General features: G+C 68.0%; 26 protein-coding genes. 12 read left to right on the top strand and 14 right to left on the bottom strand.

The genetic code is table 11. The features are described from left to right. Positions 1-18 precede the first annotated feature (18 nt). Positions 19-684: a potassium channel family protein gene (locus G6N26_RS08915; protein WP_008258523.1), complete on the bottom strand. Its 666-nt coding sequence runs from the start codon at positions 682-684 to the stop codon at positions 19-21. Positions 685-812: 128 nt separating this feature from the next. Between G6N26_RS08915 and G6N26_RS08910 the strand changes: the two genes are divergently transcribed. Beyond that, on the top strand, positions 813-2807 hold the full coding sequence (locus G6N26_RS08910) for an APC family permease (protein ID WP_083017439.1): 1995 nt from the start codon (positions 813-815) through the stop codon (positions 2805-2807). A gap of 41 nt (positions 2808-2848) precedes the next feature. Continuing rightward, a complete protein-coding gene (locus G6N26_RS08905; protein WP_083017333.1) occupies positions 2849-4039 on the top strand; it encodes a class I SAM-dependent RNA methyltransferase in 1191 nt (396 codons plus the stop codon). Here G6N26_RS08905 and G6N26_RS08900 read toward each other — a convergent pair. After that, positions 4036-4422: a GbsR/MarR family transcriptional regulator gene (locus G6N26_RS08900; protein ID WP_145013325.1), complete on the bottom strand. Its 387-nt coding sequence runs from the start codon at positions 4420-4422 to the stop codon at positions 4036-4038. The genes G6N26_RS08905 and G6N26_RS08900 overlap by 4 nt on opposite strands. A 222-nt stretch (positions 4423-4644) precedes the next feature. Here G6N26_RS08900 and G6N26_RS08895 point away from each other — a divergent pair, with 222 nt between their 5' ends. From G6N26_RS08895 to G6N26_RS08880, 4 genes are all read left to right on the top strand, one after another. Next, positions 4645-5550 carry an ABC transporter ATP-binding protein gene (locus G6N26_RS08895; protein ID WP_083017329.1) on the top strand — a complete coding sequence of 302 codons (906 nt, stop codon included), beginning with the start codon at positions 4645-4647 and terminating at the stop codon, positions 5548-5550. After that, on the top strand, positions 5547-6257 hold the full coding sequence (locus tag G6N26_RS08890) for a fluoroquinolone export ABC transporter permease subunit (RefSeq protein ID WP_083017327.1): 711 nt from the start codon (positions 5547-5549) through the stop codon (positions 6255-6257). Before G6N26_RS08895 ends, G6N26_RS08890 begins: the two co-directional genes overlap by 4 nt. Beyond that, the gene (locus G6N26_RS08885) at positions 6257-7021 is read left to right on the top strand and encodes a fluoroquinolone transporter permease (RefSeq protein WP_083017325.1); all 765 of its coding nucleotides are present in this window, start codon (positions 6257-6259) and stop codon (positions 7019-7021) included. Before G6N26_RS08890 ends, G6N26_RS08885 begins: the two co-directional genes overlap by 1 nt. 73 nt (positions 7022-7094) lie before the next feature. Further along, a complete protein-coding gene (locus tag G6N26_RS08880) occupies positions 7095-8597 on the top strand; it encodes an FAD-dependent monooxygenase (protein WP_232067552.1) in 1503 nt (500 codons plus the stop codon). A 62-nt stretch (positions 8598-8659) separates the two neighbouring features. On the opposite strand, the gene G6N26_RS08875 is transcribed toward G6N26_RS08880, so the two are convergent. Together G6N26_RS08875 and G6N26_RS08870 are read right to left on the bottom strand one after the other, a co-directional pair. Beyond that, entirely contained in the window at positions 8660-9949 is a 1290-nt protein-coding gene (locus G6N26_RS08875) for an ArsB/NhaD family transporter (RefSeq protein ID WP_083017321.1), read from the bottom strand. A gap of 16 nt (positions 9950-9965) precedes the next feature. Then, positions 9966-10409 carry a CBS domain-containing protein gene (locus G6N26_RS08870; RefSeq protein WP_067168094.1) on the bottom strand — a complete coding sequence of 148 codons (444 nt, stop codon included), beginning with the start codon at positions 10407-10409 and terminating at the stop codon, positions 9966-9968. 203 nt (positions 10410-10612) lie between these two features. Between G6N26_RS08870 and dxs the strand changes: the two genes are divergently transcribed. Then, positions 10613-12538, top strand: a complete 1926-nt coding sequence (gene dxs, locus G6N26_RS08865) for a 1-deoxy-D-xylulose-5-phosphate synthase (RefSeq protein WP_083017319.1) — start codon at positions 10613-10615, stop codon at positions 12536-12538. A 119-nt stretch (positions 12539-12657) separates the two neighbouring features. On the opposite strand, the gene G6N26_RS08860 is transcribed toward dxs, so the two are convergent. The 3 genes from G6N26_RS08860 to G6N26_RS08850 all read right to left on the bottom strand — a co-directional run bounded on the left by G6N26_RS08860 (position 12658) and on the right by G6N26_RS08850 (position 15512). Beyond that, positions 12658-13944 carry an HRDC domain-containing protein gene (locus G6N26_RS08860; RefSeq protein WP_083017317.1) on the bottom strand — a complete coding sequence of 429 codons (1287 nt, stop codon included), beginning with the start codon at positions 13942-13944 and terminating at the stop codon, positions 12658-12660. Between the two features lies 1 nt (position 13945). Further along, the gene (locus G6N26_RS08855; RefSeq protein WP_067168097.1) at positions 13946-14527 is read right to left on the bottom strand and encodes a DUF3000 domain-containing protein; all 582 of its coding nucleotides are present in this window, start codon (positions 14525-14527) and stop codon (positions 13946-13948) included. 163 nt (positions 14528-14690) lie between these two features. Next, a complete protein-coding gene (locus G6N26_RS08850) occupies positions 14691-15512 on the bottom strand; it encodes an enoyl-CoA hydratase/isomerase family protein (protein WP_083017315.1) in 822 nt (273 codons plus the stop codon). An 86-nt stretch (positions 15513-15598) separates the two neighbouring features. Between G6N26_RS08850 and hemE the strand changes: the two genes are divergently transcribed. Genes hemE through G6N26_RS08830 form a run of 4 tightly spaced genes read left to right on the top strand, consistent with a single transcriptional unit; the run spans position 15599 to position 19483 of the window. After that, positions 15599-16660 (top strand): uroporphyrinogen decarboxylase, encoded by a 1062-nt coding sequence (hemE, locus tag G6N26_RS08845; RefSeq protein WP_083017313.1) that lies wholly within the window; start codon positions 15599-15601, stop codon positions 16658-16660. Then, the gene (locus G6N26_RS08840) at positions 16657-18033 is read left to right on the top strand and encodes a protoporphyrinogen oxidase (RefSeq protein ID WP_083017311.1); all 1377 of its coding nucleotides are present in this window, start codon (positions 16657-16659) and stop codon (positions 18031-18033) included. Before hemE ends, G6N26_RS08840 begins: the two co-directional genes overlap by 4 nt. Positions 18034-18038: 5 nt before the next feature. Further along, positions 18039-18734, top strand: coding sequence for a hydrogen peroxide-dependent heme synthase (gene hemQ, locus G6N26_RS08835; protein ID WP_067168101.1), 696 nt, complete (start codon positions 18039-18041; stop codon positions 18732-18734). Then, the gene (locus G6N26_RS08830; protein ID WP_083017309.1) at positions 18731-19483 is read left to right on the top strand and encodes a class I SAM-dependent methyltransferase; all 753 of its coding nucleotides are present in this window, start codon (positions 18731-18733) and stop codon (positions 19481-19483) included. Before hemQ ends, G6N26_RS08830 begins: the two co-directional genes overlap by 4 nt. 77 nt (positions 19484-19560) lie before the next feature. On the opposite strand, the gene G6N26_RS08825 is transcribed toward G6N26_RS08830, so the two are convergent. From G6N26_RS08825 to G6N26_RS08805, 5 genes are all read right to left on the bottom strand, one after another. Next, on the bottom strand, positions 19561-20409 hold the full coding sequence (locus tag G6N26_RS08825) for an endonuclease domain-containing protein (RefSeq protein ID WP_067168103.1): 849 nt from the start codon (positions 20407-20409) through the stop codon (positions 19561-19563). 123 nt (positions 20410-20532) lie between these two features. Next, entirely contained in the window at positions 20533-20955 is a 423-nt protein-coding gene (gene msrB / locus G6N26_RS08820) for a peptide-methionine (R)-S-oxide reductase MsrB (protein ID WP_083017307.1), read from the bottom strand. Continuing rightward, entirely contained in the window at positions 20952-22262 is a 1311-nt protein-coding gene (gene aftC, locus G6N26_RS08815) for an arabinofuranan 3-O-arabinosyltransferase (protein ID WP_083017305.1), read from the bottom strand. The genes msrB and aftC overlap by 4 nt, the downstream gene beginning before the upstream one ends. 28 nt (positions 22263-22290) lie before the next feature. After that, positions 22291-23850: an alpha/beta hydrolase gene (locus G6N26_RS08810; protein WP_083017303.1), complete on the bottom strand. Its 1560-nt coding sequence runs from the start codon at positions 23848-23850 to the stop codon at positions 22291-22293. A 14-nt stretch (positions 23851-23864) separates the two neighbouring features. Next, on the bottom strand, positions 23865-24620 hold the full coding sequence (locus G6N26_RS08805) for a pyrimidine reductase family protein (RefSeq protein ID WP_083017301.1): 756 nt from the start codon (positions 24618-24620) through the stop codon (positions 23865-23867). Here G6N26_RS08805 and zapE point away from each other — a divergent pair. Continuing rightward, on the top strand, positions 24619-25749 hold the full coding sequence (gene zapE / locus G6N26_RS08800; protein WP_095577452.1) for a cell division protein ZapE: 1131 nt from the start codon (positions 24619-24621) through the stop codon (positions 25747-25749). The two genes, G6N26_RS08805 and zapE, sit on opposite strands and share 2 nt — an antisense overlap. Here zapE and G6N26_RS08795 read toward each other — a convergent pair. Further along, entirely contained in the window at positions 25727-26236 is a 510-nt protein-coding gene (locus G6N26_RS08795; protein ID WP_067168108.1) for a GNAT family N-acetyltransferase, read from the bottom strand. The genes zapE and G6N26_RS08795 overlap by 23 nt on opposite strands. Continuing rightward, a complete protein-coding gene (locus G6N26_RS08790; RefSeq protein ID WP_179960356.1) occupies positions 26224-26742 on the bottom strand; it encodes a hypothetical protein in 519 nt (172 codons plus the stop codon). Before G6N26_RS08790 ends, G6N26_RS08795 begins: the two co-directional genes overlap by 13 nt. Between the last annotated feature and the right edge of the window lie 39 nt (positions 26743-26781).

Genomic DNA, 26781 nt, shown 5'->3' with positions numbered 1-26781 from the left:
GCCTGTCCCTCGAATTCATCACAGGTCTTCGCTCGGCGGTAGCGCGGCGATGGCCACCGCCTCGGCGGCGCGGCCGGATATCGCCGCGACATAGACCTGGTCGCCGGCCTGGATCACCGACTTGGGCTCGGGCAGGACGCCGGCCCCGAATCGGATCAGGAAGGCCACCCGGGCGCCGGTGGCCTGCTCGAGATCGGTGACCCGGTGACCGATCCAGTCCTCGTGCAGGACCACCTCGGAGACGGCGACCGTGCCGGTCGGGTCGCGCCACTTGGCCGTCTCGGTCTCCCGCAGCAGCGCATTGAGCAGGCGATCGGTGGTCCAGGGCACGGTCGCGATGGTCGGGATGCCCAGGCGCTCGTAGACCTCGGCGCGCTTGGCGTCGTAGATGCGCGCCACGACCCGCTTGACGCCGAACGTCTCCCGCGCCAGGCGCGCCGAGATGATATTGGAGTTGTCACCGGAAGACACCGCGGCGAACGCGTCCGCCTCTTCGATACCGGCCCTCAGCAGTACATCTCGGTCGAATCCCTGCCCCAGGACGCGCTCGCCGGCGTATTCGGGGCTGAGCCGGTTGAAGGCCGTGCTGTCGCGGTCGATGACCGCCACGTCGTGACCGATGCGGGACAGCCCGTCGGCGACCGAGGAGCCGACACGGCCGCAGCCCATCACTACTACTCGCACTTGCTGGTCCTCTCGGCCGCGTCCTGCGCCCTTCGTCGGCAACGCACGTGGGCAAGCCGTTTCGGTCGGCGAACATTCTCGTCCACGAACGCTACCGTCAAACCCGTCTGGGCTTACTCTTGGCTCTCGTGTCCAAACTTTCAACCGCCACTCGTCGGTTGCTTATCGGTCGGCCGTTTCGCAGCGACCGGCTCAGCCACACGCTGCTGCCCAAGCGGATCGCCTTGCCGGTGTTCGCCTCCGACGCGTTGTCCTCGGTGGCCTACGCGCCCGAGGAGGTCTTCCTCATGCTCTCGGTGGCGGGGGTGTCGGCGTATGCGCTGACGCCGTGGATCGGGCTCGCCGTGGCGGCGGTCATGTTGGTGGTGGTGGCCAGCTACCGCCAGAACGTCCACGCCTACCCGTCCGGCGGCGGGGACTACGAGGTGGTCACCACCAACCTCGGCGAGACGGCGGGCCTGGTCGTGGCGAGCGCTCTGATGGTGGATTACGTTCTGACCGTGGCGGTTTCGACGGCCTCGGCGATGGCGAACATCGGCTCGGCCATCCCGATCGTGGCCGAACACAAGGTGTTCTTCTGCGTGGCCTCCATCCTGCTCGTGATGGCGCTGAACCTGCGTGGGGTGCGCGAATCGGGGGTGGCGTTCGCCATCCCGACCTATGCGTTCATCGTCGGGGTGCTCGTGATGATCGGCTGGGGCCTGTTCCGGATCTTCGTGCTGGGTGATCCGTTGCGGGCGGAATCCGCCGGGTTCCAGATGCACGCCGAGCACGGGCAGGTCGTCGGCTTCGCCCTGGCGTTCTTGGTGGCGCGGTCGTTTTCCTCGGGGTGCGCGGCGCTCACGGGTGTCGAGGCGATCAGCAACGGGGTGCCGGCATTTCAGAAACCCAAGTCGCGCAACGCGGCGACGACGCTGCTGATGCTGGGCGCGATCGCGGTCACCCTGCTGATGGGCATCATCGTGCTGGCCGAGAAGATCGGCGTTCAGCTGGTCGAGGATCCCGCGACGCAGCTGAGCGGGGCACCGAAGGGCTACTACCAGAAGACTCTGGTCGCCCAGCTGGCGCAGGCGGTGTTCGGCAACTTTCACGTCGGGTTCCTGCTGATCGCCACGGTGACGGCACTCATTCTGGTGCTGGCGGCCAACACCGCGTTCAACGGGTTCCCGGTGCTCGGTTCGATCCTGGCCCAGCACAGCTACCTTCCGCGCCAATTGCACACGCGCGGAGACCGGTTGGCGTTCTCCAACGGAATCCTGTTTTTGTCCGGCGTGGCGGTGCTGGCGATCGTGGCGTTCCGCGGCGAGGTCACCGCGCTGATCCAGCTCTACATCGTCGGTGTGTTCATTTCGTTCACGCTGAGCCAGATCGGCATGGTGCGGCACTGGACCCGGTTGCTGCGCACCGAGACCGATCCGGGAGCGCGGCGCAAGATGATGCGCTCGCGGGTGGTCAACACGGTCGGATTGCTTTCCACCGGCACGGTTTTGCTGGTGGTGCTCGTCACCAAGTTCGTGGCCGGGGCGTGGATCGCCCTGTTCGCGATGAGCTTGGTGTTCGGCATCATGAAGATGATTCACCGGCACTACAACACCGTGAACCGCGAATTGACGAAGCAGGAGGAGGACCAGGAGGACGTGGTGTTGCCCAGCCGTAACCACGCCGTGGTGCTGGTGTCGAAGTTGCACCTGCCGACGCTGCGCGCGCTGGCCTACGCCAGGGCGACCCGTCCCGACGTCCTCGAGGCCGTGACGGTCAGCGTCGACGACGCGGAAACCCGGGAGCTGGTGCACAAGTGGGAGGAAAGCGATATCAGCGTTCCCCTCAAGGTCATCGCCTCGCCGTATCGCGAAATCACCCGTCCCGTACTGGAATACGTGAAGCGGGCCCGGGAGGAGTCGCCGCGCACCGTGGTTACGGTCTTCATCCCCGAGTATGTGGTGGGGCACTGGTGGGAGCAGGTGCTGCATAACCAGAGCGCGCTGCGGCTCAAGGGCCGGTTGCTGTTCATGCCCGGCGTCATGGTGACTTCGGTTCCGTGGCAACTCAGCTCGTCGGAACGGCGCAAGACGTTGCAGCCGCACGTGGCGCCGGGCGACGCACGTCGGGGTATTTTCGATTGACCCGCGAATCGACCCGCGCACCGCGCGGGGCATCGCCCGCGATGGGGGAGCTGACGTTGACCGCCGGCGCCCCGGCCAACGGTGGCAGCTGCGTGGCGCATCACGAGGGCCGGGTGGTGTTCGTCCGGTACGCACTGCCCGGTGAGCGGGTGCGGGTCCGGGTGACCGCGGATCGCGGATCCTATTGGCACGCAGAGGTTGTCGAGGTTCTCGAGCCGGCGGATGGCCGTACGGCGTCGCTGTGCCCGATCGCCGGCGTCGACGGCGCCGGCTGCTGCGACCTGGCGTTCGCCACTCCCGAGCTGGCGCGTGCGCTCAAGGCCGAGGTCGTGGCCAATCAGCTGGAGCGCCTGGGCGGGCACCGCTGGAGCGGCGAGGCCGAATCGCTGTCGTCAGGTCCCACGGGCTGGCGCACCCGCGTTCGCCTCGACGTGGGGACCGACCGCCGTCCGGGGTTTCACCGTTACCACAGCGACGATTTGGTGACCGACCTGCGCTGTGCGCAGCTGCCGGACGGCATGCTCGACGGGATCGCCCAGACCGAGTGGCCGGCGGCCGCCCAGCTGCACGTGGCCGTCGACGACGACGGCGCGCGCCACGTGGTGCGCACCCTGCGGCAGGGCAGGCGGACTGCGACCAAGGTGATGGAGGGCCGCTACGAGGCGGTGCAGCGGGTGGCGGGGCGCACCTGGCAGGTGCCGGTGACCGCCTTCTGGCAGGCGCACCGCGACGCCGCGGCGACCTACAGCGGCCTGGTCGCCGAGTGGGCGGCCGCCGGCTCCGGCATGAGTGCCTGGGACCTCTACGGTGGCGCAGGCGTTTTCGCCGCCGTGCTCGGCGAGGCCGTGGGTCCCTCGGGGCGGGTGCTGAGCGTGGATACCTCGCGCGCGTCGACACGGGCCGCCCGGACCGCGCTGGCCGATCTCACCCAGGTGCAGATCGTCACGGACTCGGTGCGCCGCGCGCTGGAGGCGCAGCGGGGGCGCGCCTCAAAAGCTGATGTGGCGGTGCTGGATCCGCCCCGGGCGGGCGCCGGGCGCGAGATCATCGATCTGCTGGCCGCGGCCGATGTCCCGAGGGTGGTGCACATCGGTTGTGAGGCAGCATCTTTCGCGCGCGATATCGGGATCTACGTCGGCCACGGCTATGCCGTCGAGAAGATCAAGGTATTCGACGCGTTCCCACTGACCCATCACACCGAATGCGTCGCGCTGCTGACACGACCCTCCTAGCCGGGTGACTGCTGCTGCCAGCGTTCGAGCATCGCCGGGATCTCGTCGAGCATGAAGGCGTAGAAGTCGCGCATCCGTGTGAGCCGTTGCCCGGCAATGCTATCCGATCCGGTCGCCGCGATCCCTACGTCGGCCGCGCTCTGCATGGCAGATATCACGACGTTCTGGTTGGTGAACAGCGTCGCCCAGGCGTCGTCGCGCAGCCGGTAGTGATCCCGTCTGCTGCCGGGGGCGGGCACCCGCTCGGCCAGCCCCACCGAGGTGAGCATTTTGAGCGCGCCCGAGATCGCGCCCGAACTGGCCTGTAGCCGCTCGGCCAACTCGCCCATCGTCATGCTGGCCTGCTCGGTGAACAGCAGGGTGGCCAGCACCCGGGCGGTCATGCGTTGCAGCCCGTGATTGACCAGTACGAGCGCGAGCTGTTCGGCCGCATCGCCTTGGTCCGCGGCCACGGCAACCCCTTCCAGAGACTTCAAAGATTTCTGAATATTCAGTATAGTAACTTGTGGTGCGCCGGGAAGCCTGGTCGGCAAATGTGACATCCGACTGTGCGGTGCGACGATTGGTGCACTGCCCTCGACCCGAAAGGGGTTTGGGCGATTTCCATGCAGAACGTCTCCGTCGTCGCCACATCCACGGAACTCACGACCGAAGTGATCCACGTCCGCGACCTCACCTTCACATATCCGAAGGCATCGCAGCCCGCGGTCCGGGGCATGGAGTTCACCGTCGGCCGGGGCGAGATCTTCGGGTTTCTGGGCCCCAGCGGCGCGGGTAAATCGACCACCCAAAAGATCCTGATCGGCCTACTGCGCGGTCACGGTGGCGAGGTTTCGGTCTGGGGAAGGGATCCGCTGGCGTGGGGACCGGACTACTACCAGCGTGTCGGCGTCTCCTTCGAGCTGCCCAACCACTATCAGAAACTGACCGGGTGCGAGAATCTGCGGTTCTTCGCGTCGCTGTACGACGTCGTGACGCTGGATCCGATGAAGCTGCTTGAGGCCGTGGGGCTGACCGACGACGCCAATACGCGCGTCGGCAAGTATTCCAAGGGCATGCAGATGCGGCTGACGTTCGCCCGGGCGCTGATCAACGACCCGGAGCTGCTGTTCCTCGACGAGCCCACGTCAGGGCTGGACCCGGTGAACGCGCGCAAGGTCAAGAACATGGTGCTAGACCTCAAGGCGCGCGGCTGCACAGTTTTCCTCACCACCCACGACATGGCCACTGCCAATGAGCTGTGTGACCGGGTCGCCTTCGTGGTCGACGGCAGAATCGTCGCCCTGGACACCCCGACAGAGCTGAAGATCGCGCGCGGTCAGCGGCTGGTACGCGTGGAGTACCGCGGCGAGAACGGCCGGCTTGACACCGCCGACTTTCCGATGGATGGGCTGGCGGACGATCCTGCGTTCCACGCCGTGCTGCGTGATCACCACGTCGAGACCATTCACAGCAAGGAAGCTTCGCTGGATGACGTCTTCGTGGAGACCACTGGACGGCGGCTGTCGTGAGCCGGCTCGTGAGCGCGTTGCGGCTGGAACTTACACTGCAAGTGCGGCAAAAGTTCCTGCACGCCGCTGTCTTTTCGGGACTGATCTGGCTAGCCGTACTGCTGCCGATGCCGGCAAGCCTGCGCCCCGTCGCCGAACCCTATGTGCTGACGGGTGATATCTCGATCATCGGTTTCTTCTTCATCGCGGGCACGGTGTTCTTCGAGAAGCAGGAACGCACACTGGGTGCGGTAATCTCCACTCCGTTGCGATTCTGGGAGTATCTGTCCGCGAAACTCGCTCTGCTGGTGTTGATCTCGCTACTGGTTGCGGTGGTGGTAGCGACGACGACCTCTGGTTCGGCATACGCCGTGCCGCCCTTGGTGGTCGGGGCCGTGCTCGGGACACTGCTGATGTTGCTGGTAGGTTTCACCACCTCGCTGCCGTTCGCGTCAATCAGTGACTGGTTTCTGGCAGCGACGATCCCGCTCGCAGTGATGACGTTGCCAGTGCTGAATTACTCGGGTTTGTGGCCGACTCCGCTGTTGTATGCCATCCCGACACAGGGACCGTTGCTGATGTTTGGCGCCGCGTTCGAGCAGGTTGCGCTGCAGCCGTGGCAGATTGGGTATGCGGTGCTGTACCCGACGGTGTTCCTGGCGGGGTTGTTTCGGGTGGCAAAGGCGATGTTTGACCACTACGTTGTCGCGCCCTCGGGAGGCTTGTGATGTCGGGTGTACGAGCGCTGTTGGCGTTCGGCCGCAATGATGTTCGCGGTTCGTACCGCGACCCGCTTCTGGTGATGATCGTGGTTGCACCGATCATCTGGACCACTGGTGTCGCCGTGCTTACGCCGCGGATCTCCAGGATGTTGTTGCGCCGTAACGGGTTTGACCTGGCACCGTACTACCCATTGATCCTGACTGCATTCCTGCTGCTGACCAGCATCATCATCGCCGGGGCGTTGGCGGCGTTCCTCGTGTTGGACGAGGTCGACGCCGGCACACTGACCGCGCTGCGGGTGACACCGGTTCCGCTGTCGCTGTTCTTCGGCTACCGGGCCGCAACGGTGATGGGGGTGACCACCATCTACGTGGTCGCGACGATGTCGTTCAGCGGGATCCTGGAGCCCAGCCTGATCGGCGCCTTGATCCCCATCGGATTACTTGCCGGCCTGTCCGCGGTGGTGACCCTGCTGCTGATACTGGCCATGGCCAGCAACAAGATTCAGGGCCTCGCGGCCGTGCGCGCCCTGGGTATGCTCATCGCAGGATTGCCATGCCTCCCGTGGTTCATCGACTCCCATTGGAACCTGGCCTTCGGGCTCCTGCCGCCCTACTGGGCCGCCAAGGCGTTCTGGGTCGCCAGCGACCACGGCACGTGGTGGCCATACCTGCTCGGCGGCGTCGTGTACAACCTGGCGATCGCCTGGCCATTGTTTAGTCGCTTCCTCGCGAACAACGCTAGCGGTACGACTGCTGCTGGCGGCTGACCGTTAGTGCCCGGAAATTCGTGACGCATCCGTGAAATTGACGCGCGTTTCGATGCCTCATAGTTTTGCCTGTGTGGACACCGTCGACGTCATTGTGGTCGGCGCAGGCCCTACGGGCCTGACGTTGGCGTGTGGGTTGTTGTTGCACGGCGTCTCCGTGCGTGTGGTCGATCGCGCGCCGGGTCCGGCGGTGACGTCGCGCGCCAATTTCCTGCACGCCCGCGGCTCGGAGGTGCTCGATCGGATAGGCGCCTTGGGGACGCTGCCCGAGGAGTCGCTACGAGCGATGCGCATTACGACCTACCTCGGCGACCGACCGGTCATGCGGCTGCAGTTCGGTGATCCTGGGCTGCGCACGGCCGCACCGCCGATGCTGGTGTCGCAGGCCAAGGTCGAGGAGTCCCTGCGCAATCGGTTGGCTGAGCTAGGCCGTGTTCCGGAATGGAACCGGTCGCTCAAAGCTGTCACGACCGAAGGCGAGGGTGTCACCGCGGTGCTCAGTGGCGATCAGGACGTGCGGGCGCGATGGGTGGTGGGCTGCGATGGCACTGGTAGTGCCACCCGTGACCTGGCGGCAATCGGCTTTCCGGGCGTGAAACTCAGCGAGCGTTTTCTCCTGGCGGATGTGCACATTGATTGGGACCTGGACCGTGGCGGCACGACCGGGTGGATTCACCCCGAGGGATTGATTGGCGTGATGCCGATGCCCTGTCCGCACGGGCGCAACGACTTGTGGCGGGTAATCGCCTACGACCCGGGATTCGACGAAAAGCCAAGCCAAACCGCGATTCTCGACCGTCTTCGGCAGATCCTGCCGGAGCGAACGCGGCGCCCCGCGCACATCGGCGATGCAGTGTGGCTTTCGCAGTTTACGGTGCATCGGCGGCTTGCCGATACCTACCGTCGCGGCCGGATCCTGCTCGCCGGCGATGCGGCGCACGCGCACTCTCCCTTCGGAGGGCAGGGAATGCTCACCGGTATCGGCGATGCCGAGAACCTGGCGTGGAAGCTTGCTCTGGTCCTCAGTGGTTGCGCGACTGATCGACTGCTGGATAGCTACGAGTCCGAGCGCCGCCCGTTGGCAAGGGAGGTGCTGCGCGGCACCAGCGCGATGACCCGAGTCAACGTGGTAAGCAACCCTATTGGCCGGTTTGTGCGAGATCGGATCGTTGTGCGGTTGCTCGGATTGGCAGCGGTGCAGCGGTTGGCAACCTACTCCGCGTCACAGCTGTGGGTGAGTTACCGCAAAGGACCGCTCGGGGGCCGGGGCCGAAGGCCAAGGCCGGGTGATCGGATCGGTGATGTGGCGTGCGTGCGCGAGGACGGCGCAGCGTCGCGTCTACACGCCGAACTGGGCGGTCATTGGGGGTTGCTCGCGCCGCACGATGCCGACGTGATGGCCGCTGAGGCTGCTCGCAATCGGCTCGGTGATCATTTGACTGTGCTGCGCTACAAAGGTGAGGAACTGATGCTGGTTCGACCGGACGCGCACCTTTGTTGGCGGGGCGGTCCCGACGACATGCTCGGTCTGGACCGATGGCTGGAGACGGCGTTGAGCACCGGACGAGTCCGCTAAACCACCCCACCGTTCGACGGTCAAACGGGCAATCCGTGGAGTTTCTGCGGAACACCGGAGTTTCAGCCCATCACGAAATACCGCAGCCACACATACAGCGCCGCCAGCGCGATGGTGACGGCGGTGACGAGCGCGCCCTTGCGGGTGAATTCCCAGAAGGAGATGGGGTTGTCGGAGCGGTGGGCGATCCCGAGCATGACGATGTTGGCGCTGGCGCCGATGGCGGTCAGGTTGCCGCCGAAGTCCGTGCCCAGCGCGAGTGACCACCACAGGGCGCCCGGGTTGGCGTGATCGGTCAGGGCGGGCACCAGGTCGGCCACCACCGGCGCCATCGTCGCGGCGTAGGGGACGTTGTCCACGACCCCGCTGATGACGGCCGACGCGACGAGAATGATCATCGTCGCGGCCAAGGTGTTACCTCCGCTGGCGGAGATCAGCACGCGGGCAAGCTCTTTGACGACTCCCGTCTTCACCAGCGCGCCGACCATGATGAACAGGCCGGCGAAGAACAGCAGCGTGTCCCACTCCACGCTGGACAGGTAATCGGACGGCTTGAGTCGTGACGCCACGACCAGGATCCCGGCGCCCAGCAGCGCCACCATGGAGGGTTCCATATGCAGCGGCGAGTGCGCGATGAACGCGGTGAACACCGCCAGCAAGACGATCCCGCACGTGACGAGCAGCCGGGGGTCGCGGATGGCCTCCTTTTCCTCCAGCGACATCACGTCGGCAACCCGATCGGGGTCGACGCTGAACGCCCCGGGAAAAAGGCGCGGCAACAACACCATCAGGACGCCGAGGACGATGACCACGATCGGCGCCAGATGAACGAGAAAGTCGTTGAACGTCAGACCGGCCCTGCTGGCGATGATGATGTTGGGCGGATCGCCCACCAACGTTGCCGCGCCGCCGACATTCGATGCGAACACTTCGGCCATCAGAAACGGCGCCGCGTTGATCGCCAGTCGTTCGCACACCAACAGCGTCACCGGGGCGACCAGCAACACGGTGGTGACGTTGTCGAGCAGGGCTGAGGCGATCGCGGTCACCAGGGCCAGCAGGATCATGACGCGCAACGGGGAGCCGCGGGCGCGTTTGGCCGACCAGATCGCCACGTACTCGAACACGCCGGTCTGCCGCAGCACGCTGACGATGATCATCATGCCGAGCAGCAAAAAGATGACGTCCCAATCGATTCCGGTTTCGTGCGAGTAGAAGACGTCGTCGGATCGGATGATCGGCAGGGTGACCACGATCGCGGCGCCGGCGAGGGCCACGAATGTTTTGTTGACGCGGTCGCTGGCGATCAGGACATAGGCGACCACGAAGACCAGGATCGCGATGAAGCTCATCGATGTGCCTGGGGCATCAGGTTTTCAGCGCGGCGGCGAGCACCCGCGATGCCGTGATCACCCCGACCAGTCCGCCGTCCTTGACCACCGCGACGAGCGGGCTGCGCAGTCGCGCCATGAGCGCGGCCACTTCGATGATGGTGTCGTCGGCGTGGGCCGGGGGCACGTCGACCAGATGGTCGGGCAACACGTCGCGCACCTTCTTGCCGCTCAATTTTTCCGCGCAGCGGTCGGCGGTCGATTCGTTGAGCACGCCGGCCAGCGACGGGTCGTCCTGCACGTAACGCGGCACGATGAAGCGGACGACCTGGGAGGCGGGCAGCACCGCGTAGGGGCGCCCCGAACCGTCGGTGACCAACAGCCCGGGCAGCCGGTGCTTGGCCAGCATCCGGGCGGCTTCCAGCGCGTCCGCGTCGATGTTGACGACGGGGAAGTCCTCGGCGATCTGCTCGGCGCGCACACTGCGACGATACGTCCGCGGGGAGTGGATGGTGCGGCGGCCTCGATGCTCATGGCGTGCTCCTGGGTCGGAAGTAGAAGTGCCGACCAGGCTTCCCGGCTCACCGCGCATTGACGCTACCAAAGGCGCGGCCACGGCGATCACGGGTGGAACTCGCAACTCGCCGTCCGTGCGCCGCGGCGCCGGCTGCGTAGACTGACGGGATGCTGGAACAGATCCGCGGGCCCGCTGATCTGCAGCACCTTTCTGCGCATCAGCTCCGCGAATTGGCCGCCGAGATTCGCGAGTTCCTGATTCACAAGGTCGCTGCCACCGGGGGACACCTCGGGCCCAATCTCGGCGTGGTCGAACTGACCCTCGCGCTGCACCGGGTGTTCGACTCGCCGCACGATCCGATCATCTTCGACACCGGCCATCAGGCCTACGTCCACAAGATGCTGACGGGGCGTTCCCACGAGTTCGAAACCCTGCGCAAAAAGGGTGGGCTGTCCGGTTATCCGTCGCGCGCCGAGAGCGAGCACGACTGGGTGGAGTCCAGCCATGCCAGCGCCGCGCTGTCCTACGCCGACGGGTTGGCCAAGGCCTTCGAGCTGAGCGGGCACCGCAATCGGCACGTGGTCGCGGTGGTCGGCGACGGGGCGCTGACCGGCGGCATGTGCTGGGAGGCGCTGAACAACATCGCCGCCTCGGGCCGCCCGGTGATCATCGTCGTCAACGACAACGGCCGCAGCTACGCCCCGACGATCGGCGGTGTGGCCGACCATCTCGCCACGTTGCGCCTGCAACCGGTGTACGAGCAGGCCCTGGAACGGGGCCGCGACGCGCTGCGGGCGCTGCCGCTGGTCGGCAGGCTGGCCTACCGCGTCATGCACAGCGTCAAGGCCGGCATCAAGGACTCGTTGTCGCCGCAGCTGCTGTTCACCGACCTGGGGCTGAAGTACGTGGGCCCCGTCGACGGCCACGACGAACGCGCGGTGGAGGCCGCGCTGCGCCATGCCCGCGGCTTCGGGCGCCCGGTGATCGTGCACGTGGTGACCCGCAAGGGGATGGGCTACGCGCCCGCCGAGGACGACGAAGCCGAGCAGATGCATTCGTGCGGGGTGATCGATCCTCTGACCGGCCAGGCGACCAGCGTCGCGGGCCCGGGCTGGACGGCGACCTTCTCCGATGCGCTCATCGGCTACGCCCGCAAGCGCCGCGACGTCGTGGCCATCACCGCGGCCATGCCCGGCCCCACCGGGCTGACGCCGTTCGGGCAGCAGTTCCCGGACCGCCTGTTCGATGTCGGCATCGCCGAGCAGCACGCGATGACGTCGGCGGCCGGCCTCGCCATGGGCGGGATGCACCCAGTGGTGGCCATCTATTCGACGTTCCTCAACCGCGCCTTCGACCAGATCATGATGGACGTGGCGCTGCACCGGCTGCCCGTCACCATGGTGCTGGACCGGGCCGGGATCACCGGTTCGGACGGCGCCAGCCACAACGGGATGTGGGACCTGTCGCTGCTGGGCATCGTGCCCGGCATACGGGTGGCCGCCCCCCGCGACGCCACCCGGTTGCGCGAGGAACTCGGCGAGGCGCTCGAGGTCGACGACGGGCCGACGGCGCTGCGCTTCCCCAAAGGCGATGTGGGCGAGGACATTCCGGCGATCGAGCGCCTCGGGTCGGGCATCTCGGGTGTCGATGTGCTCGCCGTGCCGGCCAGTGGATGCAACCACGACGTGCTGCTGGTGGGGGTCGGGCCGTTCGCGCGGATGACGCTGGCGGTGGCCAAGCGGTTGCAGGATCAGGGGATCGGCGTCACGGTCATCGACCCGCGGTGGGTGCTGCCCGTCTCCGACCAGCTTCTCGACCTGGCGGGGCGGCACAAGTTGGTCGTCACCTGCGAGGACAACGGGGTCAACGGCGGGGTGGGCTCGGCGGTGTCGGCCGCGCTGCGCCACGCCGAGATCGACGTTCCCTGCCGCGATGTCGGCCTGCCGCAGCGGTTCTACGAGCATGCCTCCCGGGGCGAGCTGCTGGCGGACCTGACGCTGACCGATCAGGACGTGGCACGCCGCATCACCGGGTGGGTCGCCGCGCTGGGCAGCAGCGAGGCCGAAGCCGAGATCCGCGAGCACCTGGACTGACTCGACTTCGGCGCCTGCCCTCTCGGGTCTTTCGCCGAACGTGTACTCAGTGCGATTCGGAGCGCGATTTCTCGCAGTGGTTGCACGTTCGGCGTCGGCCCCGAAGTTAATCCGCGACGTTAATCGGTGTCTTCTGGCGCCTGCAGCGCGCGGGCCAGAGCGGGATCCACCAATTCGCGCTGCCAGGGCCTGGCCTGCCCGGCCCGCAGAAACGCCTCGACGGCCTCGAAGGGATCCGGGGCGGCCTCCCAGTCCCAGCACAGCCGTCGCACCAGATCCGGCGAGACCAGGTTCTCGGTGGGGACGTGCACCCGCTCCGACACCTCCGACAGTGCCGCCCGCGCGGCCTCGAGCCGCGCGGCCGCCTCCGGTTTGCGCCGGCTCCACCGCGCCGGGGGCGGCGGCCCGTTCGGCGGTTCGGCGTCCACGGGCGGATTCTTGTTCTGCCGCGCGGCGTCCAGCGCCGCCAGCCACGTCGCGGCGCTGCGGCGCTGATTGCGCCCACCGAACACGGGCAGCGCGACCAGTTCCTCGACGGTCATCGGGTTGGCCAGCGCGGCGTCGATGATCGCCGAGTCGGGAAGGATGCGCCGCGGCGCGATGTCGCGGCGCTGCGCGATCCGGTCGCGGGTCAACCACAATTCGCGGACCGCGGCCAGGCCACGCTGATCGCGCACCTTGTGGATCCCCGACGTTCGCCGCCACCGGTCCGGCCGCACGGCGGCGCCCGGATCCTTCGTGCCCGCGTCCCGCAGGTAATCGAATTCCTGTGCGGCCCAATCGGTTTTGCCCTGCCCGGCGAGGACCTCCGCGATCGCCTGCCGCATCTCGATGAGCAGTTCCACATCCAGGGCGGCGTAGTTGAGCCAATCGGCGGGCAGAGGCCGCTTGGACCAGTCGGCGGCGCCGTGGCCCTTGGCCAGCCCGAAACCCAGCAGCCGCTCGACCATGGTGGCCAGGTTCACGCGTTCGAATCCGGCCAGCCGTCCGGCGAGCTCGGTGTCATACAGCGCCGGCGGCCGCATGCCCACTTCGGCCAGACAGGGCAGGTCCTGATCGGCCGAGTGCAGGATCCATTCGTCGGAGCCCAGCACCTCGGCCACCGGCCGCAGGGCCTCGAGCGGGTCGCGGCCGTGGCTCACCGGGTCGATCAGCACGGTGCCGGAGCCGGCCCGGCGGATCTGGATCAGGTAGGCCCGGTTGGAATAGCGGAAACCCGATGCCCGCTCGGCGTCCACCGCGAACGGTCCGCGCCCGCGGTCCAGCCGCGCCGCCGCGGCCTCGATTTCGTACACGCTCACCGAGATGGGTGGGACGCCTTCGGCCGGATGCGGAAGCGGGGTGGGCGCGGGTTCGCTACTGCCGGGCGCGCTGCTGCCCGGCCCGTCCGGCGACGGTTCGCCCATGCTAGGCGCGTGACCGCGAGCTCAGGTCGGTGACTCCGGCGGGCGGCAGGCCCGCGGCGTGCTCCAGCACCTCGCAGAACGCCTCGACGTGCCCGCCGACGGCGGGCGACGTCGCGGTCCACGACGCCCGCAGCTCGAGCTGGTGGGCGCGCGGCGGTCCCGAAATGTCGCCGTAGCGCACCGAGGTGGTGGCTGTGACGGTGCCGCCCAGCGCGACGACGTCTTCCATGCGCGACTCCAGTGCCTCGACCAGCCAGCTCCACGCTACTTCGGGCAGCAGGGGGTCGACGGCCTCGCTGGGGTCGAGGTCGGCCTGGATGTAGGCGACCATGCGGATGGTGCCGTCCCACGCGTCGGCCCCTTCGGGGTCATAGAGCAGGATCAGCCGGCCGAAGGCGTCGCCGTCGGACCGTTCGGGGATGATCTCGCGGTCGGGATGTTTGACCTCGGCACCCAGCGCGTAGCTGTGGGGTGCCAGGCGTTGCGGCGGCCGGATCGGACCCAGCTCGATCTCCGGCCGCACGGCAACGGCGTTCATCGCCGCTACCGCCTCGCGGAAGGGGGCCGGTTCGGATGAGGTCACTTGCCGTCGCTCCTGTTCATCCCGACCGTTCTGCGATGTCACGGCACGGGTCACAGGGATCGACGGTAGACCTATCGCCTGACACGCCGCGACAGGCGCGCCGGGTTTCAAACCCGCCGCGACCAAGCCGTTACCAGCCCTCCACCAAACGTATATGTGCTGCTCAGGTGGCAGATCCGCCGGTGAAACGGGCGGGGCGTTTCTCGCGGTGGGCGGCCAGACCTTCCTGCACGTCGGGGCCGCTGAAGCTGAGGAATTCCAGGCCGACCGAGGTTTCGAAGGTGGGGCCCATCATGCGGTACCAGTGGTTGAGGCTGCGCTTGGTCCACTGGATCGCGTTCTGCGCGCCCTGCGCCAGGTTCTCGGCGATCCGGGTGGCGGTGGACAGGACGTCGTCGTCGTCGACGCAGGTCGAGACCAGGCCGATCCGCTCGGCCTCCTCGCCCAGGAGGGTTTCGCAGGTCAGCAGGTAGTACTTGGCCTTGGCCATGCCGACCAATAGCGGCCAGCAGATCGCGGCGTGGTCGCCCGCCGCCACACCCAGCTTCGTGTGCCCGTCGATGAGCTTCGCGGTCCGGCCGGCCACCGAGATGTCGGCCAGCAGGGCCACCACCAGTCCCGCGCCCACGGCCGGTCCCCGGATCGCCGACACGACGGGGGTGTCGCAGTTGATCATGTTGTGCACCAGATCGCGGGCTTCGCGCATGATGCGAATCCGGCCCTCGTACTCGCCGATGGTCTCGGCGATCAGGTCGAAGCTGCCGCCGGAGGAAAAGGCCTTACCCTCGCCGCGGACCAGGACGGCGCGCACGGCCGGGTCGCGGTCGATCACCGGCCAGATGTCGGCGAGGTCGCGGTGCATCTGCGGCCCGACCGAATTGAGCCCGGGGGAGTCGAGGACCAGCGTCAGCACGCCGTTGTCAGCGAGCTCGCAGCGCAGGCTCGGGAACTCGTCGTAATTGGCTGGGGGCTGGTCGACTGGCATCCGGGCTCCTGACGTTCAAACGGTTGCGGTCGCGATAGTACGCAGCGGCGTTAGGGCGTTCTCCGGTCATGGCAGCATTGAGGCCGATGACGAACAGTGCGGACCCCCGCCGCGACCTTCCTGAGTCGCCGTATCTGGCCGCCGCGGGCGGCCGTAAACCCCGCCGGGCTCCGGTGTGGTTCATGCGGCAGGCCGGCCGGTCGCTGCCCGAATACCGGGCGCTGCGGGCCCAGCACGACATGCTGTCGGCCTGTTTCGACGCCGAGCTGGTCTGCGAGATCACCCTGCAGCCGGTGCGCCGCCACGACGTCGACGCCGCGATCTTGTTCTCCGACATCGTGGTGCCGCTGCTCGGCGCCGGCATCGACCTGGACATCGTCGCCGGCGTCGGGCCGGTGATCGAGTCGCCGGTGCGCACCGCGGCCGACGTGGCCGCGATCAAACCCCTTGACCGCCAACGGGTTCAGCCGATTTCCGACGCGGTGTCGCTGCTGGTGTCCGCGCTCGGCGACGTCCCGCTGATCGGTTTCGCCGGTGCGCCGTTCACCCTGGCGTCCTATCTGATCGAGGGCGGACCCAGCCGTCACCACGCGCGCACCAAGGCGATGATGCTGGCCGACCCCGACAGCTGGCATGCGTTGATGCAGAAGCTGACCGACGTCACCGTCGGCTTCCTGCGGGTGCAACTCGATGCCGGGGTGGACGCGATCCAGGTGTTCGACTCGTGGGCCGGCACACTGTCGCTGGCCAATTACCGCGCGTACGTGCAGCCCCACAGCGCCCGCATCTTCGCCGCCCTCGCCGACTGCGGCGTGCCGATGACGCACTTCGGCGTCGGCACCGCCGAACTGCTGGGCGCGATGTCGGAGGTCGGCGCGTCCGTGGTAGGCGTCGATTGGCGAACCTCGCTCGCCGACGCGGCGGCCCGGGTGCAACCGGGCACGGCGTTGCAGGGCAACCTCGATCCGGTGGTCCTGCTGGCAGGCTGGCCGGTGACCGAACGCGCGGCGCGCGTGGTCATCGATGACGGCCGGCGCGCGGTCGACGTCGGCGCCGCCGGTCACATCTTCAACCTCGGCCACGGCGTGCTGCCCGAAACCGACCCCGCGCTGTTGACCGACCTGGTGTCGCTGGTCCATTCGCTATGACGTCCCGTTCGTATTGCGTTGTCGGGGGCGGTATTTCGGGGCTGACAGCGGCCTACCGGCTGCGCACGGCCCTCGGCGGCGACGCGGCCATCACGCTGTTCGACCCGGGGGAGCGGCTGGGCGGGATCCTGCGCACCGAGTTGGTCGGCGGGGCGCCGATGGACCTGGGCGCCGAGGCGTTCGTGCTGCGCCGCCCCGAGCTGCCGGCGCTGCTGGACGAACTGAACCTGACCGGGCGCCAACTGGTTTCGACCGGCGCCCGACCGCTGATCTACAGCGGGCAGCAGCTGAGTCCGTTGCCCACGGGCACGGTCGTCGGCATCCCGTCGTCGGCGGCGTCGGTGGCGGGATTGGTCGACGAGGCGACGCTCGGGCGCATCGATGCCGAGCCCTCCCGCCCGTTGGACTGGCACGCCGGCAGCGACCCCGCGGTGGCCGACCTGGTGGGCGACCGGTTCGGCGACCAGGTGGTCTCGCGGTCGGTGGACCCGCTGCTCAGTGGGGTCTACGCGGGCTCGGCGGCCACCATCGGCCTGCGCGCGGCCGCCCCGACCGTGGCCGCGGCCCTGGACCGTGGCGCGGCCAGCCTGACCGCCGCCGTCACGAAGACGCTGCCGCCGCACACCGGCGCGCCGGTGTTCGGGGCGCTCGACGGCGGGTACCGGGTGCTGGTCGAGGAGCTCGCCGCGCGCGCCCGGCCGCGCTGGGTGCGTGCCGCCGCGTCGCGGATCGAGCGCGCCGAGCCGGGCTGGGCGGTGTTCGACGACACCGGCGCCCGCTGGGGGGCCGACGCGGTGATCCTGGCCGTCCCGGCGCACGAGTCGTGCCGGCTGCTCGCCGACATCGCGCCCCGCAGCGTCGCCGCGGCCGGGCGCATCGCCAGCGCATCGTCGGTGGTGCTGGCGCTAGCGGTGCCGGCTGACACGGCGTTCCCCGAGTGCTCGGGCGTGCTGGTGGCCACCGGTGAGCGGCTGCGGGCCAAGGCCATCACGCTGTCATCCCGCAAGTGGGGCGCCCGCGCCGACGTGCAGCTGCTGCGGTTGTCGTTCGGACGCTTCGGCGATCACGTAGCCGCCAGCACCTCCGACGACGAGCTGCTGACCTGGGCGTTGGGTGATGTGGCCACCGTGTTCGGGCTGGACGTCGTCCCCGTCGACGTCCGGGTGCAGCGCTGGATCGACGCCATGCCGCAATACGGCCCCGGCCACGCCGACCTGGTCGCCGAGGTGCGTGCGGGTCTGCCGCCGACGCTCGCGGTGGCGGGCAGCTATCTCGACGGCATCGGGGTGCCGGCCTGCGTCGGCGCGGCCGGGCGCGCGGCCGAAAGTGTGATCAGGGCCATCGGAGGCTCGGACGCGCAAGTGGCACGATAGGTTTCATGGCCAAGCTCGACTACGACTCGCTCAACTCCCAGATTCGCTACCTGATGTTCTCGGTTTTCTCGGTGGAGCCGGGTGAGCTGGGCGACCAGCGCGACGACATCATCGACGAGGTGTCGACGTTCCTGAAGCAACAGGAGGAGCGCGGCGTCGTGGTGCGCGGTCTCTACGACGTGGCGGGCATGCGCGCCGACGCGGACTTCATGATCTGGACCCACGCCGAACGCGTCGAGGCGCTGCAGGCCACCTACGCCGACTTCCGTCGCACCACCGCGCTGGGACGGGCCAGCTCGCCCGTGTGGAGCAGCGTCGCCCTGCATCGACCGGCCGAGTTCAACAAGAGCCACATCCCCGCGTTCCTGGCCGGCGAGGAGCCCGGCGCCTACATCTGCGTGTATCCCTTTGTGCGGTCCTATGAGTGGTATCTGCTGCCCGACGAGGAACGCCGCCGCATGCTCGCCGAGCACGGCATGGCCGCCCGCGAATACAAGGACGTCCGCGCCAACACGGTCCCGGCGTTCGCGCTCGGCGACTACGAGTGGCTCCTGGCCTTCGAGGCTCCCGAGCTGCACCGCATCGTCGACCTGATGCGCGAACTGCGCGCCACCGACGCCCGCCGGCACACGCGCGAGGAGACGCCGTTCTTCACCGGCCCCCGGGTGCCGGTCGAGCAGTTGGTGAAATCCCTGCCATGACAGCCGCATTCGATCCGACCGACCCCACCCGCTTCGAGCAGATGTACCGCGACGACCGGACGTCGCACGGCCTGCCCACCGCCACGCCCTGGGACATCGGCGGCCCGCAACCGGTGGTCCAGCAGCTGGTGGCGGTGGGTGCGATCAGGGGGGAGGTGCTCGACCCGGGCACCGGCCCCGGCCATCACGCCATCTACTACGCCTCGAAGGGGTATTCGGCGACCGGCATCGACGGCTCGGCGGGCGCCGTCGAGCGCGCCCGGCAAAACGCCCAAAAGGCCGGGGTGTCGGTGAATTTCGAGCTGGCCGACGCCACGAAGCTGGATGGTTTCGACGGCCACTTCGACACGGTGGTCGACTGCGCCTTCTATCACACGTTCGCCACCGAGCCCGAGCTGCGACGGTCCTACGTCGAAGCGCTGCGGCGCGCCACCAAGCCCGGCGCGCGGCTGTACATGTTCGAGTTCGGCGAACACAACATCAACGGCTTCAAGATGTTGCGGTCGTTGTCCGAGAGCGACTTTCGCGACGTGCTGCCGGCCGCCGGTTGGGAGATCACCTATCTGGGTCCGACCACCTACCAGGTCAACATCAGCGCCGAGTCCATCGAAATGATGGCCGCGCGCAATCCCGACATGGCCGACGAGGCGGAGAAGTTGCTGGAACGGTTCCGTGCCATGGAGCCCTGGCTCGATGGCAGCCCGGTGTACGCGCCGTTCTGGGAATTGCACGCGACGCGGATCGACTGACGTCCGGCCGCCCGCGCGCCACCCATACCGCGAAACTTAAACCGCTGCGATGCTTTTCGGCATGTCATCGCAATTGGTTACGTGTCGCGGTATCCGCGGCGGATGAGTGCACGGCGCACGCGGTCCACAACCTCGCCCGGCTTGTCGTCGGCGATCACCCGGATGACGGTCCACCCAAATTCTTCTAGCTCTCGTAGCCGACTCTGATCACGCGCGTACTGCTTACGGTTCGTGCGATGGTGATCGCCGTCGTACTCGGCGGCCACCTTGTATTCCTCCCAGCCCATGTCGAGTAACGCGATCAGTCGCCAGTTGTACTGCACCGGTATCTGCGTGGTCGGGACGGGCAGGCCGGCGTTGATCAGCAGTAAGCGCAACCACGTCTCCTTGGGCGACGCCGCGCCCGGGTCGACCAGAGGCAGGGCCAACCTCAGCCGACGCAGGCCGCGCGCACCGCGGTATCGCTTGGCCAGCAGCAGCACATTCTCGAGCGAGAACGGCGTGGCGCGCATCAACGCGTCGATCCGCGCCACCGCCTCGCCGATTGGACCTTGCCGGGCAAGGTCGAACGCGGTCCTGGCAAGAGTGGTCACCGGCAAACCGCTGAGCCAGGTGACTTCGTCGGGCTCGATGCGCTGATTTCGGGTGATCACACCGCGCGGCGGATGCGGGTTGCGCCAGATCAACTCGATGGGCTCGTCATCGTCGATCCATCGCGACCCGTGCAGCGCCGCCGCGGCGAGTCCGGCGAGCACGCCGCGCCGCCGCGACCACAGAAACGTCCCAGCCGAACGCGTCCTCAGCGACAGTGTCGCGGCGTTCGACAGATAGATGTCTGGATAGATCGCGCGGAAGCCCGTCCGCAGCTGATAGGCGCTCACCAGCCCGAGCCGCACTGCCTCGCTGCCCACGAATACGTCGTCCACAACCTCAAAGACGTAACGACGCGGCGGTGGGATCCCACGAAACTTAAAGGGTTGCGAGGCTGTGCGGCGCGTCGTCGCAACCGTTTAAGTGTCGCGGCACCTGGCGAGAAGAGTCTGGCGACGTTATTCGGCCGGCACCAGGCGCAGGCAGACCGAGTTGATGCAGTACCGCTGATCCGTCGGGGTCGGGTAGCCCTCACCGGCGAACACATGGCCCAGGTGGCTGTGGCAGGTCGCGCACAGCACCTCGGTGCGCGTCGTCCCCATCGAATGGTCGGGCCGCAGGATCACCGCCTCGGATTTCGCCGGGTCGAAGAACGACGGCCAGCCGCAGTGCGACTCGAATTTCTCTGTACTGCGGAACAATTCGGCCCCGCAGGCCCGGCACTGGTACACGCCTTCGGTCTTGGTGTCGGTGTATTCACCGGTGAAGGGTCGCTCGGTGCCGGCTTGGCGCAGCACGTGGAACTCTTCCGGGGAGAGTTTCTTGCGCCACTCGTCGTCGCTGAGTTGCACCTTGGGCTGCGACACGTCGGGGGAGGTCATGCATCCACGCTAGCGCGCTCCCGCTCTTCCGTCAGCCACGCCGGATCGATGCCGTCATCCAGCCGGTTCTCGGCTTTGGCGTCCAAATACCGGAAGTACAGCACCGTGAACGTCACGATCAACAGCAGCGACCACCCGTAGGTGATCTTGAGGTACTGCAGTGCGCGGCCGTACCTCATCCACCGGTAGATCAGCCAGTCGTCCAGCGCCATGAAGCCATAGATCCCGAGCCAGGCCGGCCAGTTGCGGATCAGCGAGTTCTGCACCACGACCGTCACCAGGAACGGGAACAACATCATCGAGTAGTAGCCCTGGGCCAACGACGACACGAGGAATGACCACAGCAGCAGCACCCCTGTCGAGTTGGTGAACCAGAACAGCGGATCGCGGGTGCGGTAGTGGCGGTACAGCAGCCACATGGCCCCGATGGCGATCAGCGTGAACAGGATTCGCAGGAACACGATCAGCCAGGTGGGCAGGCCGAAGTACACGCCGTTGCCCTCGATCGAGCTGTTGAAGTAGTCGCGGGTGCCCAAGAAGTAGGGCACCGTTTTGGTGACGAAGTCCATCGGATCACTGACCAACGGCCAGGCGGCCAGGTTGACGACGACGGGCACCGCGAACGCGGGTACCAACGCTCGCCACTGGCGGTTCAGCAAGGGCAGCAACAGCAGCGGGCCGAGCACGGGTTTGAGCGTGAGCGTGAGCCCGATCGCGAGGCCCGCCCACCATTGTCGGCTGACCCTCCCGTCCAAAAGCCAGCGCAGGAACAACATCTCGGCCAGCAGGACGCAGCCGTTGATGTTGGTGAACACCAGCGTGCTGGTCACACTCTCAGTGCAGAACATGGCCAGCAACAAGGCGGGCGCGGCCACCGAACCCAGCGTGAATTTGAACATCCGAAGCAGCAGGTACCACGCGATCAGGATGGCGACGGTGTTGATCAGGATGAACAAAAACCGTGACGGGGTGAAGGGCAGATACCCGAACGGCGCCATCAGCAGCGTGCCGCCAGGCGGATACAGGTAATGCGGGTCGACGTAGTCGAAGTGCTCGTTGTAGATGTCCCAGCCGTGCCGGAAATTCAGCACCGCGCGATACACCGGCTTGAAGTCGTCGGTGATATTGCCGTTGAGAGTGAGCACGATGCTGCGGTGCAGCACCGAAAGGATGGCGATCGGCCACAGCGCGGACCGCAAGATGCTCGCCACGTTCGGCGCGCCGGTGCGGGGACGAAAGGCGGCCAGGAGCCGCTCGCGCGAGCCGGTTCGGGTCGATTCAGCTGCCGTCACCAGCGCACCGTACACCGGGGCAGCGGTGCCCCTGAAGGCAGTATCAGGCCGGGCAGTAGGTGTCGGTGTTGGGCAATTTGCCGCTGCTGAGGTAGCCGACCAGCGGCGGAACCGTGCAGCCCGAATAGATGCTGGCGCCGTGCCCGATGCCCTGCCACATCACCCGCTTGCTGGCCGCGTTGGCGTTGATGATGCTGGCCGCGGTCGCCGCGACCCCGTCGGTTCCCACGATCGGGTCGTTCTGCACGCCGAGCAGCAGCACGTCGACCTTGAGGGTCTTCGGTGAGGGCGGCGGGGAGCCGGTGGGCCAGTGCACGCACTTGACCATGTTGAGCGCGGCGACGGTGCCGAATTGGGGATAGAGCTTGCCCCAGGCGACGAACAGCTCACGCACCCGGTCCGGGGTCGGGCGGTTGACGGCGTCACTGCAGACGTTGACGAACTGGCCGTCGGAATCCTGCAGCGTGTTGGCGTGGTTGATCAGGCTGTTGAGCCCGTTGGTGTCACCGGATCGGGCGGCGGCCAGGGCGTTGGCCAGGTCGGTGGTGGCGTTGACGCGCCCGCCGGAGGGAAAGCCCAGCGCGACGGTGATGGCGTTGGCGACCTGCGCCACCGACGCGCCGCCGGGACCCTTGCCGGCGCGGGCGTCGGCCAGCATGGCGCTGACCGCGCCCTTGGGGTCCGGTCCCAGCGCGCAGTTCACGGCGATGCACTGGGCGGCGAAGGCGTCGAGCGCGGCCTGCTGCCCCTTGACCTGTTGCTCGGCGGCGGCTTCGGCGTTGGTGCCCAACGCGACCGGTGAGTCGAGGACGAGGCGGGCGACCTTGTCCGGCCGAGATCCGGCGTAGGCCAGCGCCACCTGGGCGCCGTTGCCGATGCCGACCAGCGCCAGGGCGGGCACGTCCCACGTGCTGCGCAACCGCTCGATGTCGGAGGCCGCGTGCGCGTCGTCGTAGGCGGAGGCGCCGGGTGCGATGGCGTCGGTGCAGTTGGTGGTCGCGGTGTTGGCGACCTCGGACAGGTTGGCCACCGGATCGTCGCCGGTCTGGAACTGCGACTGGTCGCGCATCTCCTGGCGGTCGAACTTGTCCCGGCAGTCGATGGGACTCGACATGCCGATGCCGCGGCGGTCGACGGCGACGATCGGGTGGGCGGCGAGCACGTCGGCGCCGGCCCGGGACAGCCAGACCGGCAATTGCGCCGACGACGGCAGATCCGAGCCGGTGGTGAAGACCAGCGGGCCGGCATCGTGGGGCGTCTTGGTCGACCGCGCGCGCACCACGCCGATGCTCAGGCTGCCGCCCCCGCCGTTGACCGGGTCCAGGTCGGAGTCGTAGGTCGCGCAGTCCAGCTGCACTCCGGCGGCGGCGGGTACCGCCGCGTCGGCGAACACCCGCGAGGTGCAGTCGTGCCACGCGAGGTCGTTTTTGGGCGCGGCGATCGGGGGCGGGCCGCTGGGCGGCGGCTTCGAGGTGGCCGCTCCCTGCGGGCGGGCACCGGAATTGGTGGCGAAGCGCGGGTTGGCGGCCAGGCCCGGGACGCAGCCGGCCAGCAGCGCGGTCACCGCAACGAGGATCGTGGCGCACGTGGACGGCCGACTCATGCCGACCACAGTAGCTAGGCCCTGACGTAGCGGGTGTAAAGGTAGCCGGCGTCGTCGGTCAGGACGTGGGCACACCGCATCCCGGTGAGCAGCTGGCCCGGGCCGGCCGCGATGCGTCGCGCCTGGCCGCCGACGATGTAGGGCGCGATCGTCAGGCACAGCTCGTCGAGCATGTCGCGTTCGATCAGCGAGCCCAGCAGCATCGGGCCGCCCTCGGTGAGGATGCGGCGCAGCCCGCGCGCGCCGAGCATCGCCAGCAGGGTGGCCTCATCGACCTTCTCGGGATCGCCACCGGAGCAGTCGATGACCTCGCACACGCCGCTGAGCAGCCGCCGCGTCTGGGCGGCCGCCGCCGCGCAGGTGAGCACCAGCGGGGGCACCTCGGTGCGGGTGAACACGGCCATGTCCCGATTGAGGTGGCCCGATTTGGTCACGATCGCCAGCGGCGGGACCTCGCTTTGTCCCCGGGCCTGCCGGTGCTGACGCTGGGCGACGCTCAGCTGCGCGCCGGAGTAGCCCTCGATCCGCACGGTGCCCGCGCCCACCACGATGACGTCGGCGAGCTCACGCAGCAGGTTGAAGACGAACCGGTCGCCCGGCCCGCCCATGGCCCCGCTGCTGCCGCCCGAGGTGGCTCCGCCGTCGACGCTGGTGATGAAGTTGGCCCGCACCCAGGTCGCGTCGTGCTCGGGATAGCCGTACATCCGGGGGAGTTCGCCGTCGTCGAGTTCGCGCACCGAGCCGAGCAGTGACAGCGGCGGCTCGGGCATGTGTCTGATTGCAGCACGCCGTTACAGTTCCTGCATGCACGGGTCCACCTCCGCGGGCGCTTCGGGCGCCGTCGCGCGCCTGGTGGATCGGCAGCCGACCGTCTCGCCGGAGCGGCTCATCGCCCAATTGAGGCCGCCCCCGACGTTCGCCGACGTGAGCTTTGCGACGTACCAGCCTGATCCGGCCGAGCCGACGCAGGCCGCCGCCGTGCTGGCGTGCCAAGAGTTCTGCCGGCAGGCCACGCAGCGCCGCGCGGGCCGGCGAAAACTGTTGGGGCGAAGGGAAATTCTGCCCGGCGTCGGGCTCTACCTCGACGGCGGGTTCGGGGTGGGCAAGACGCACCTGCTGGCGTCGGCCTACTACGAGCTGCCCGGCCAGGGACCAGGCGGGGCACCGGGCGGGGCACCGGATGGCCCGCCCCCCAAGGCGTTCGCGACCTTCGGGGAGCTCACCCAGCTCGCTGGAGTGTTCGGCTTCGCCGAATGCGTCGAGCTGCTGGCCACCTACACGGCGGTCTGCATCGATGAGTTCGAGCTCGACGACCCGGGCAACACCACGCTGATCGCGCGGCTGCTCTCGTCGCTGGTCGAGCGCGGGGTGTCGGTGGCCGCCACCTCCAACACGTTGCCCGAGCAGCTCGGTGAGGGCCGCTTCGCGGCGCAGGATTTCCTGCGCGAAATCAACACGCTGGCAAGCATTTTCACCACGGTGCGGATCGAGGGGCCCGACTACCGGCACCGCGGCCTACCGCCGGCGCCGCAGCCGCTGTCCGACGACGAGGTGGCGGCGCGCGCCGCGCAGATCGACGGCGCGACGCTCGATGACTTCGACGCGTTGTGCGCGCACCTGGCCACCATGCACCCGTCGCGGTACCTGACGTTGATCGAGGGGGTCAGCGGGGTGTTTTTGACCGGCGTGCACGGCATCGACGACCAGAACGTCGCGCTGCGGCTGGTGTCCCTGACCGACCGGCTCTACGACGCCGGCATTCCGGTGGTGGCGTCGGGCACCAAGCTGGACGCGATCTTCAGCCAGGAGATGCTGGCCGGTGGATACCGAAAAAAGTACTTGCGGGCCACTTCCCGGCTGCTGGCGTTGACGGCGGCTAGCCCAGCTCGCGAACCATGACGTAGTCGTGCTCGAGGTCGGCGCCGAGCTGAAACGTCCTGGTGCCGCTGATCCTGAAGCCGCTCTTGGCGTAAAAGCGTTGCGCGCGTTCGTTTGCCTGGTTGACCCCCAGCCACACGCGCCGCACGCCCCAGCCGTCGGCGGTGGCCAGCGCGGCCTCCATCAACGCCACCGACACCCCGCCGCCGTGATATTCCGGCAGCACGTAGATCTTGGACAGCTCGGCTGCGCCGGAGTCGCGAACCAGCATGGCGTAGCCGATGATTCGGCCGCCGCGCGCGGCGGTGAGGATCACGCGGTGCGGATCGGCGAGGTACTGGGCGAAGTGCTCGGGCGACAGGTTGGCCTCTACGAAGGCCGCGATGTTCTCGGGGGCCGCCGTGGGTGGGCACGCCAGCGGAAAGGTCTGTGCCGCAAGGACGGCCAGCGCCGCGGCGTCAGCGGCATCCGCCGCGGCGACGTGGACGGTTTCGATCAAAGATTCCACTGGGCGAGGTGATAGCCCGTCTTCTTGTCCAGCAGCACGACGGTGGAGACGGGATCGCGGTAGGCATCCCAGTACACGCCGCCGCGCACGATCGCCCCGTTCGGCGCGTTGACGAGCACGTTGTCCAGCGCGTCGGGCGCATCGGAGGCCCGCGGCTTGTACGCGTCGGCGTTCGGGGTCACCCCGTTGAAACTGAAAACGGTCGAGATGATGTAGGGATTGGGCACCCGGATCGCGCGAATGGTCACATCGGCGCGCTCGACGCTGCTGCCGGGGAAGCCTTTGTAGGTGCCTTCGCGCGTGTAGCCGAATCCCGGCGGAGGATCGCAGGGCGCCACGCCGCTCACGGTCACGTCCGCGATGAACTTGCCGGTGTCCACGCGCAGCGTGTCGCCGATGTGGCCGATCGGCGCGTCACCGGCCCACGCGCGGGGGACCGGCACGATGGCGGTGATGCTCGCGGCGGCAACCAACACGGCGGACACCGATACGAGCCAGCGGCGCATCTTCGCCATTGCTTGCCTCCTTGGCACCGTTGCGGGGGA

It is taken from the genome of Mycobacterium marseillense (genome assembly GCF_010731675.1).
In the GTDB taxonomy this organism is placed as follows: domain Bacteria; phylum Actinomycetota; class Actinomycetes; order Mycobacteriales; family Mycobacteriaceae; genus Mycobacterium; species Mycobacterium marseillense.
This window is presented reverse-complemented; position numbering and strand designations above follow the sequence as displayed.

Coding starts and splice junctions, on each gene's coding strand:
- G6N26_RS08895 (WP_083017329.1), top strand. CDS start 4,645: ATGCAGAACGTCTCCGTCGTCGCCACATCCACGGAACTCACGACCGAA.
- G6N26_RS08810 (WP_083017303.1), bottom strand. CDS start 23,850: ATGAGTCGGCCGTCCACGTGCGCCACGATCCTCGTTGCGGTGACCGCG.
- hemE (WP_083017313.1), top strand. CDS start 15,599: ATGACGAACAGTGCGGACCCCCGCCGCGACCTTCCTGAGTCGCCGTAT.
- G6N26_RS08860 (WP_083017317.1), bottom strand. CDS start 13,944: ATGGGCGAACCGTCGCCGGACGGGCCGGGCAGCAGCGCGCCCGGCAGT.
- G6N26_RS08875 (WP_083017321.1), bottom strand. CDS start 9,949: ATGAGCTTCATCGCGATCCTGGTCTTCGTGGTCGCCTATGTCCTGATC.
- G6N26_RS08840 (WP_083017311.1), top strand. CDS start 16,657: ATGACGTCCCGTTCGTATTGCGTTGTCGGGGGCGGTATTTCGGGGCTG.
- zapE (WP_095577452.1), top strand. CDS start 24,619: ATGTGTCTGATTGCAGCACGCCGTTACAGTTCCTGCATGCACGGGTCC.
- dxs (WP_083017319.1), top strand. CDS start 10,613: ATGCTGGAACAGATCCGCGGGCCCGCTGATCTGCAGCACCTTTCTGCG.
- G6N26_RS08850 (WP_083017315.1), bottom strand. CDS start 15,512: ATGCCAGTCGACCAGCCCCCAGCCAATTACGACGAGTTCCCGAGCCTG.
- G6N26_RS08900 (WP_145013325.1), bottom strand. CDS start 4,422: ATGACCGCCCGGGTGCTGGCCACCCTGCTGTTCACCGAGCAGGCCAGC.
- G6N26_RS08830 (WP_083017309.1), top strand. CDS start 18,731: ATGACAGCCGCATTCGATCCGACCGACCCCACCCGCTTCGAGCAGATG.
- msrB (WP_083017307.1), bottom strand. CDS start 20,955: ATGACCTCCCCCGACGTGTCGCAGCCCAAGGTGCAACTCAGCGACGAC.
- hemQ (WP_067168101.1), top strand. CDS start 18,039: ATGGCCAAGCTCGACTACGACTCGCTCAACTCCCAGATTCGCTACCTG.
- G6N26_RS08805 (WP_083017301.1), bottom strand. CDS start 24,620: ATGCCCGAGCCGCCGCTGTCACTGCTCGGCTCGGTGCGCGAACTCGAC.
- G6N26_RS08905 (WP_083017333.1), top strand. CDS start 2,849: ATGGGGGAGCTGACGTTGACCGCCGGCGCCCCGGCCAACGGTGGCAGC.
- G6N26_RS08790 (WP_179960356.1), bottom strand. CDS start 26,742: ATGCGCCGCTGGCTCGTATCGGTGTCCGCCGTGTTGGTTGCCGCCGCG.
- G6N26_RS08885 (WP_083017325.1), top strand. CDS start 6,257: ATGTCGGGTGTACGAGCGCTGTTGGCGTTCGGCCGCAATGATGTTCGC.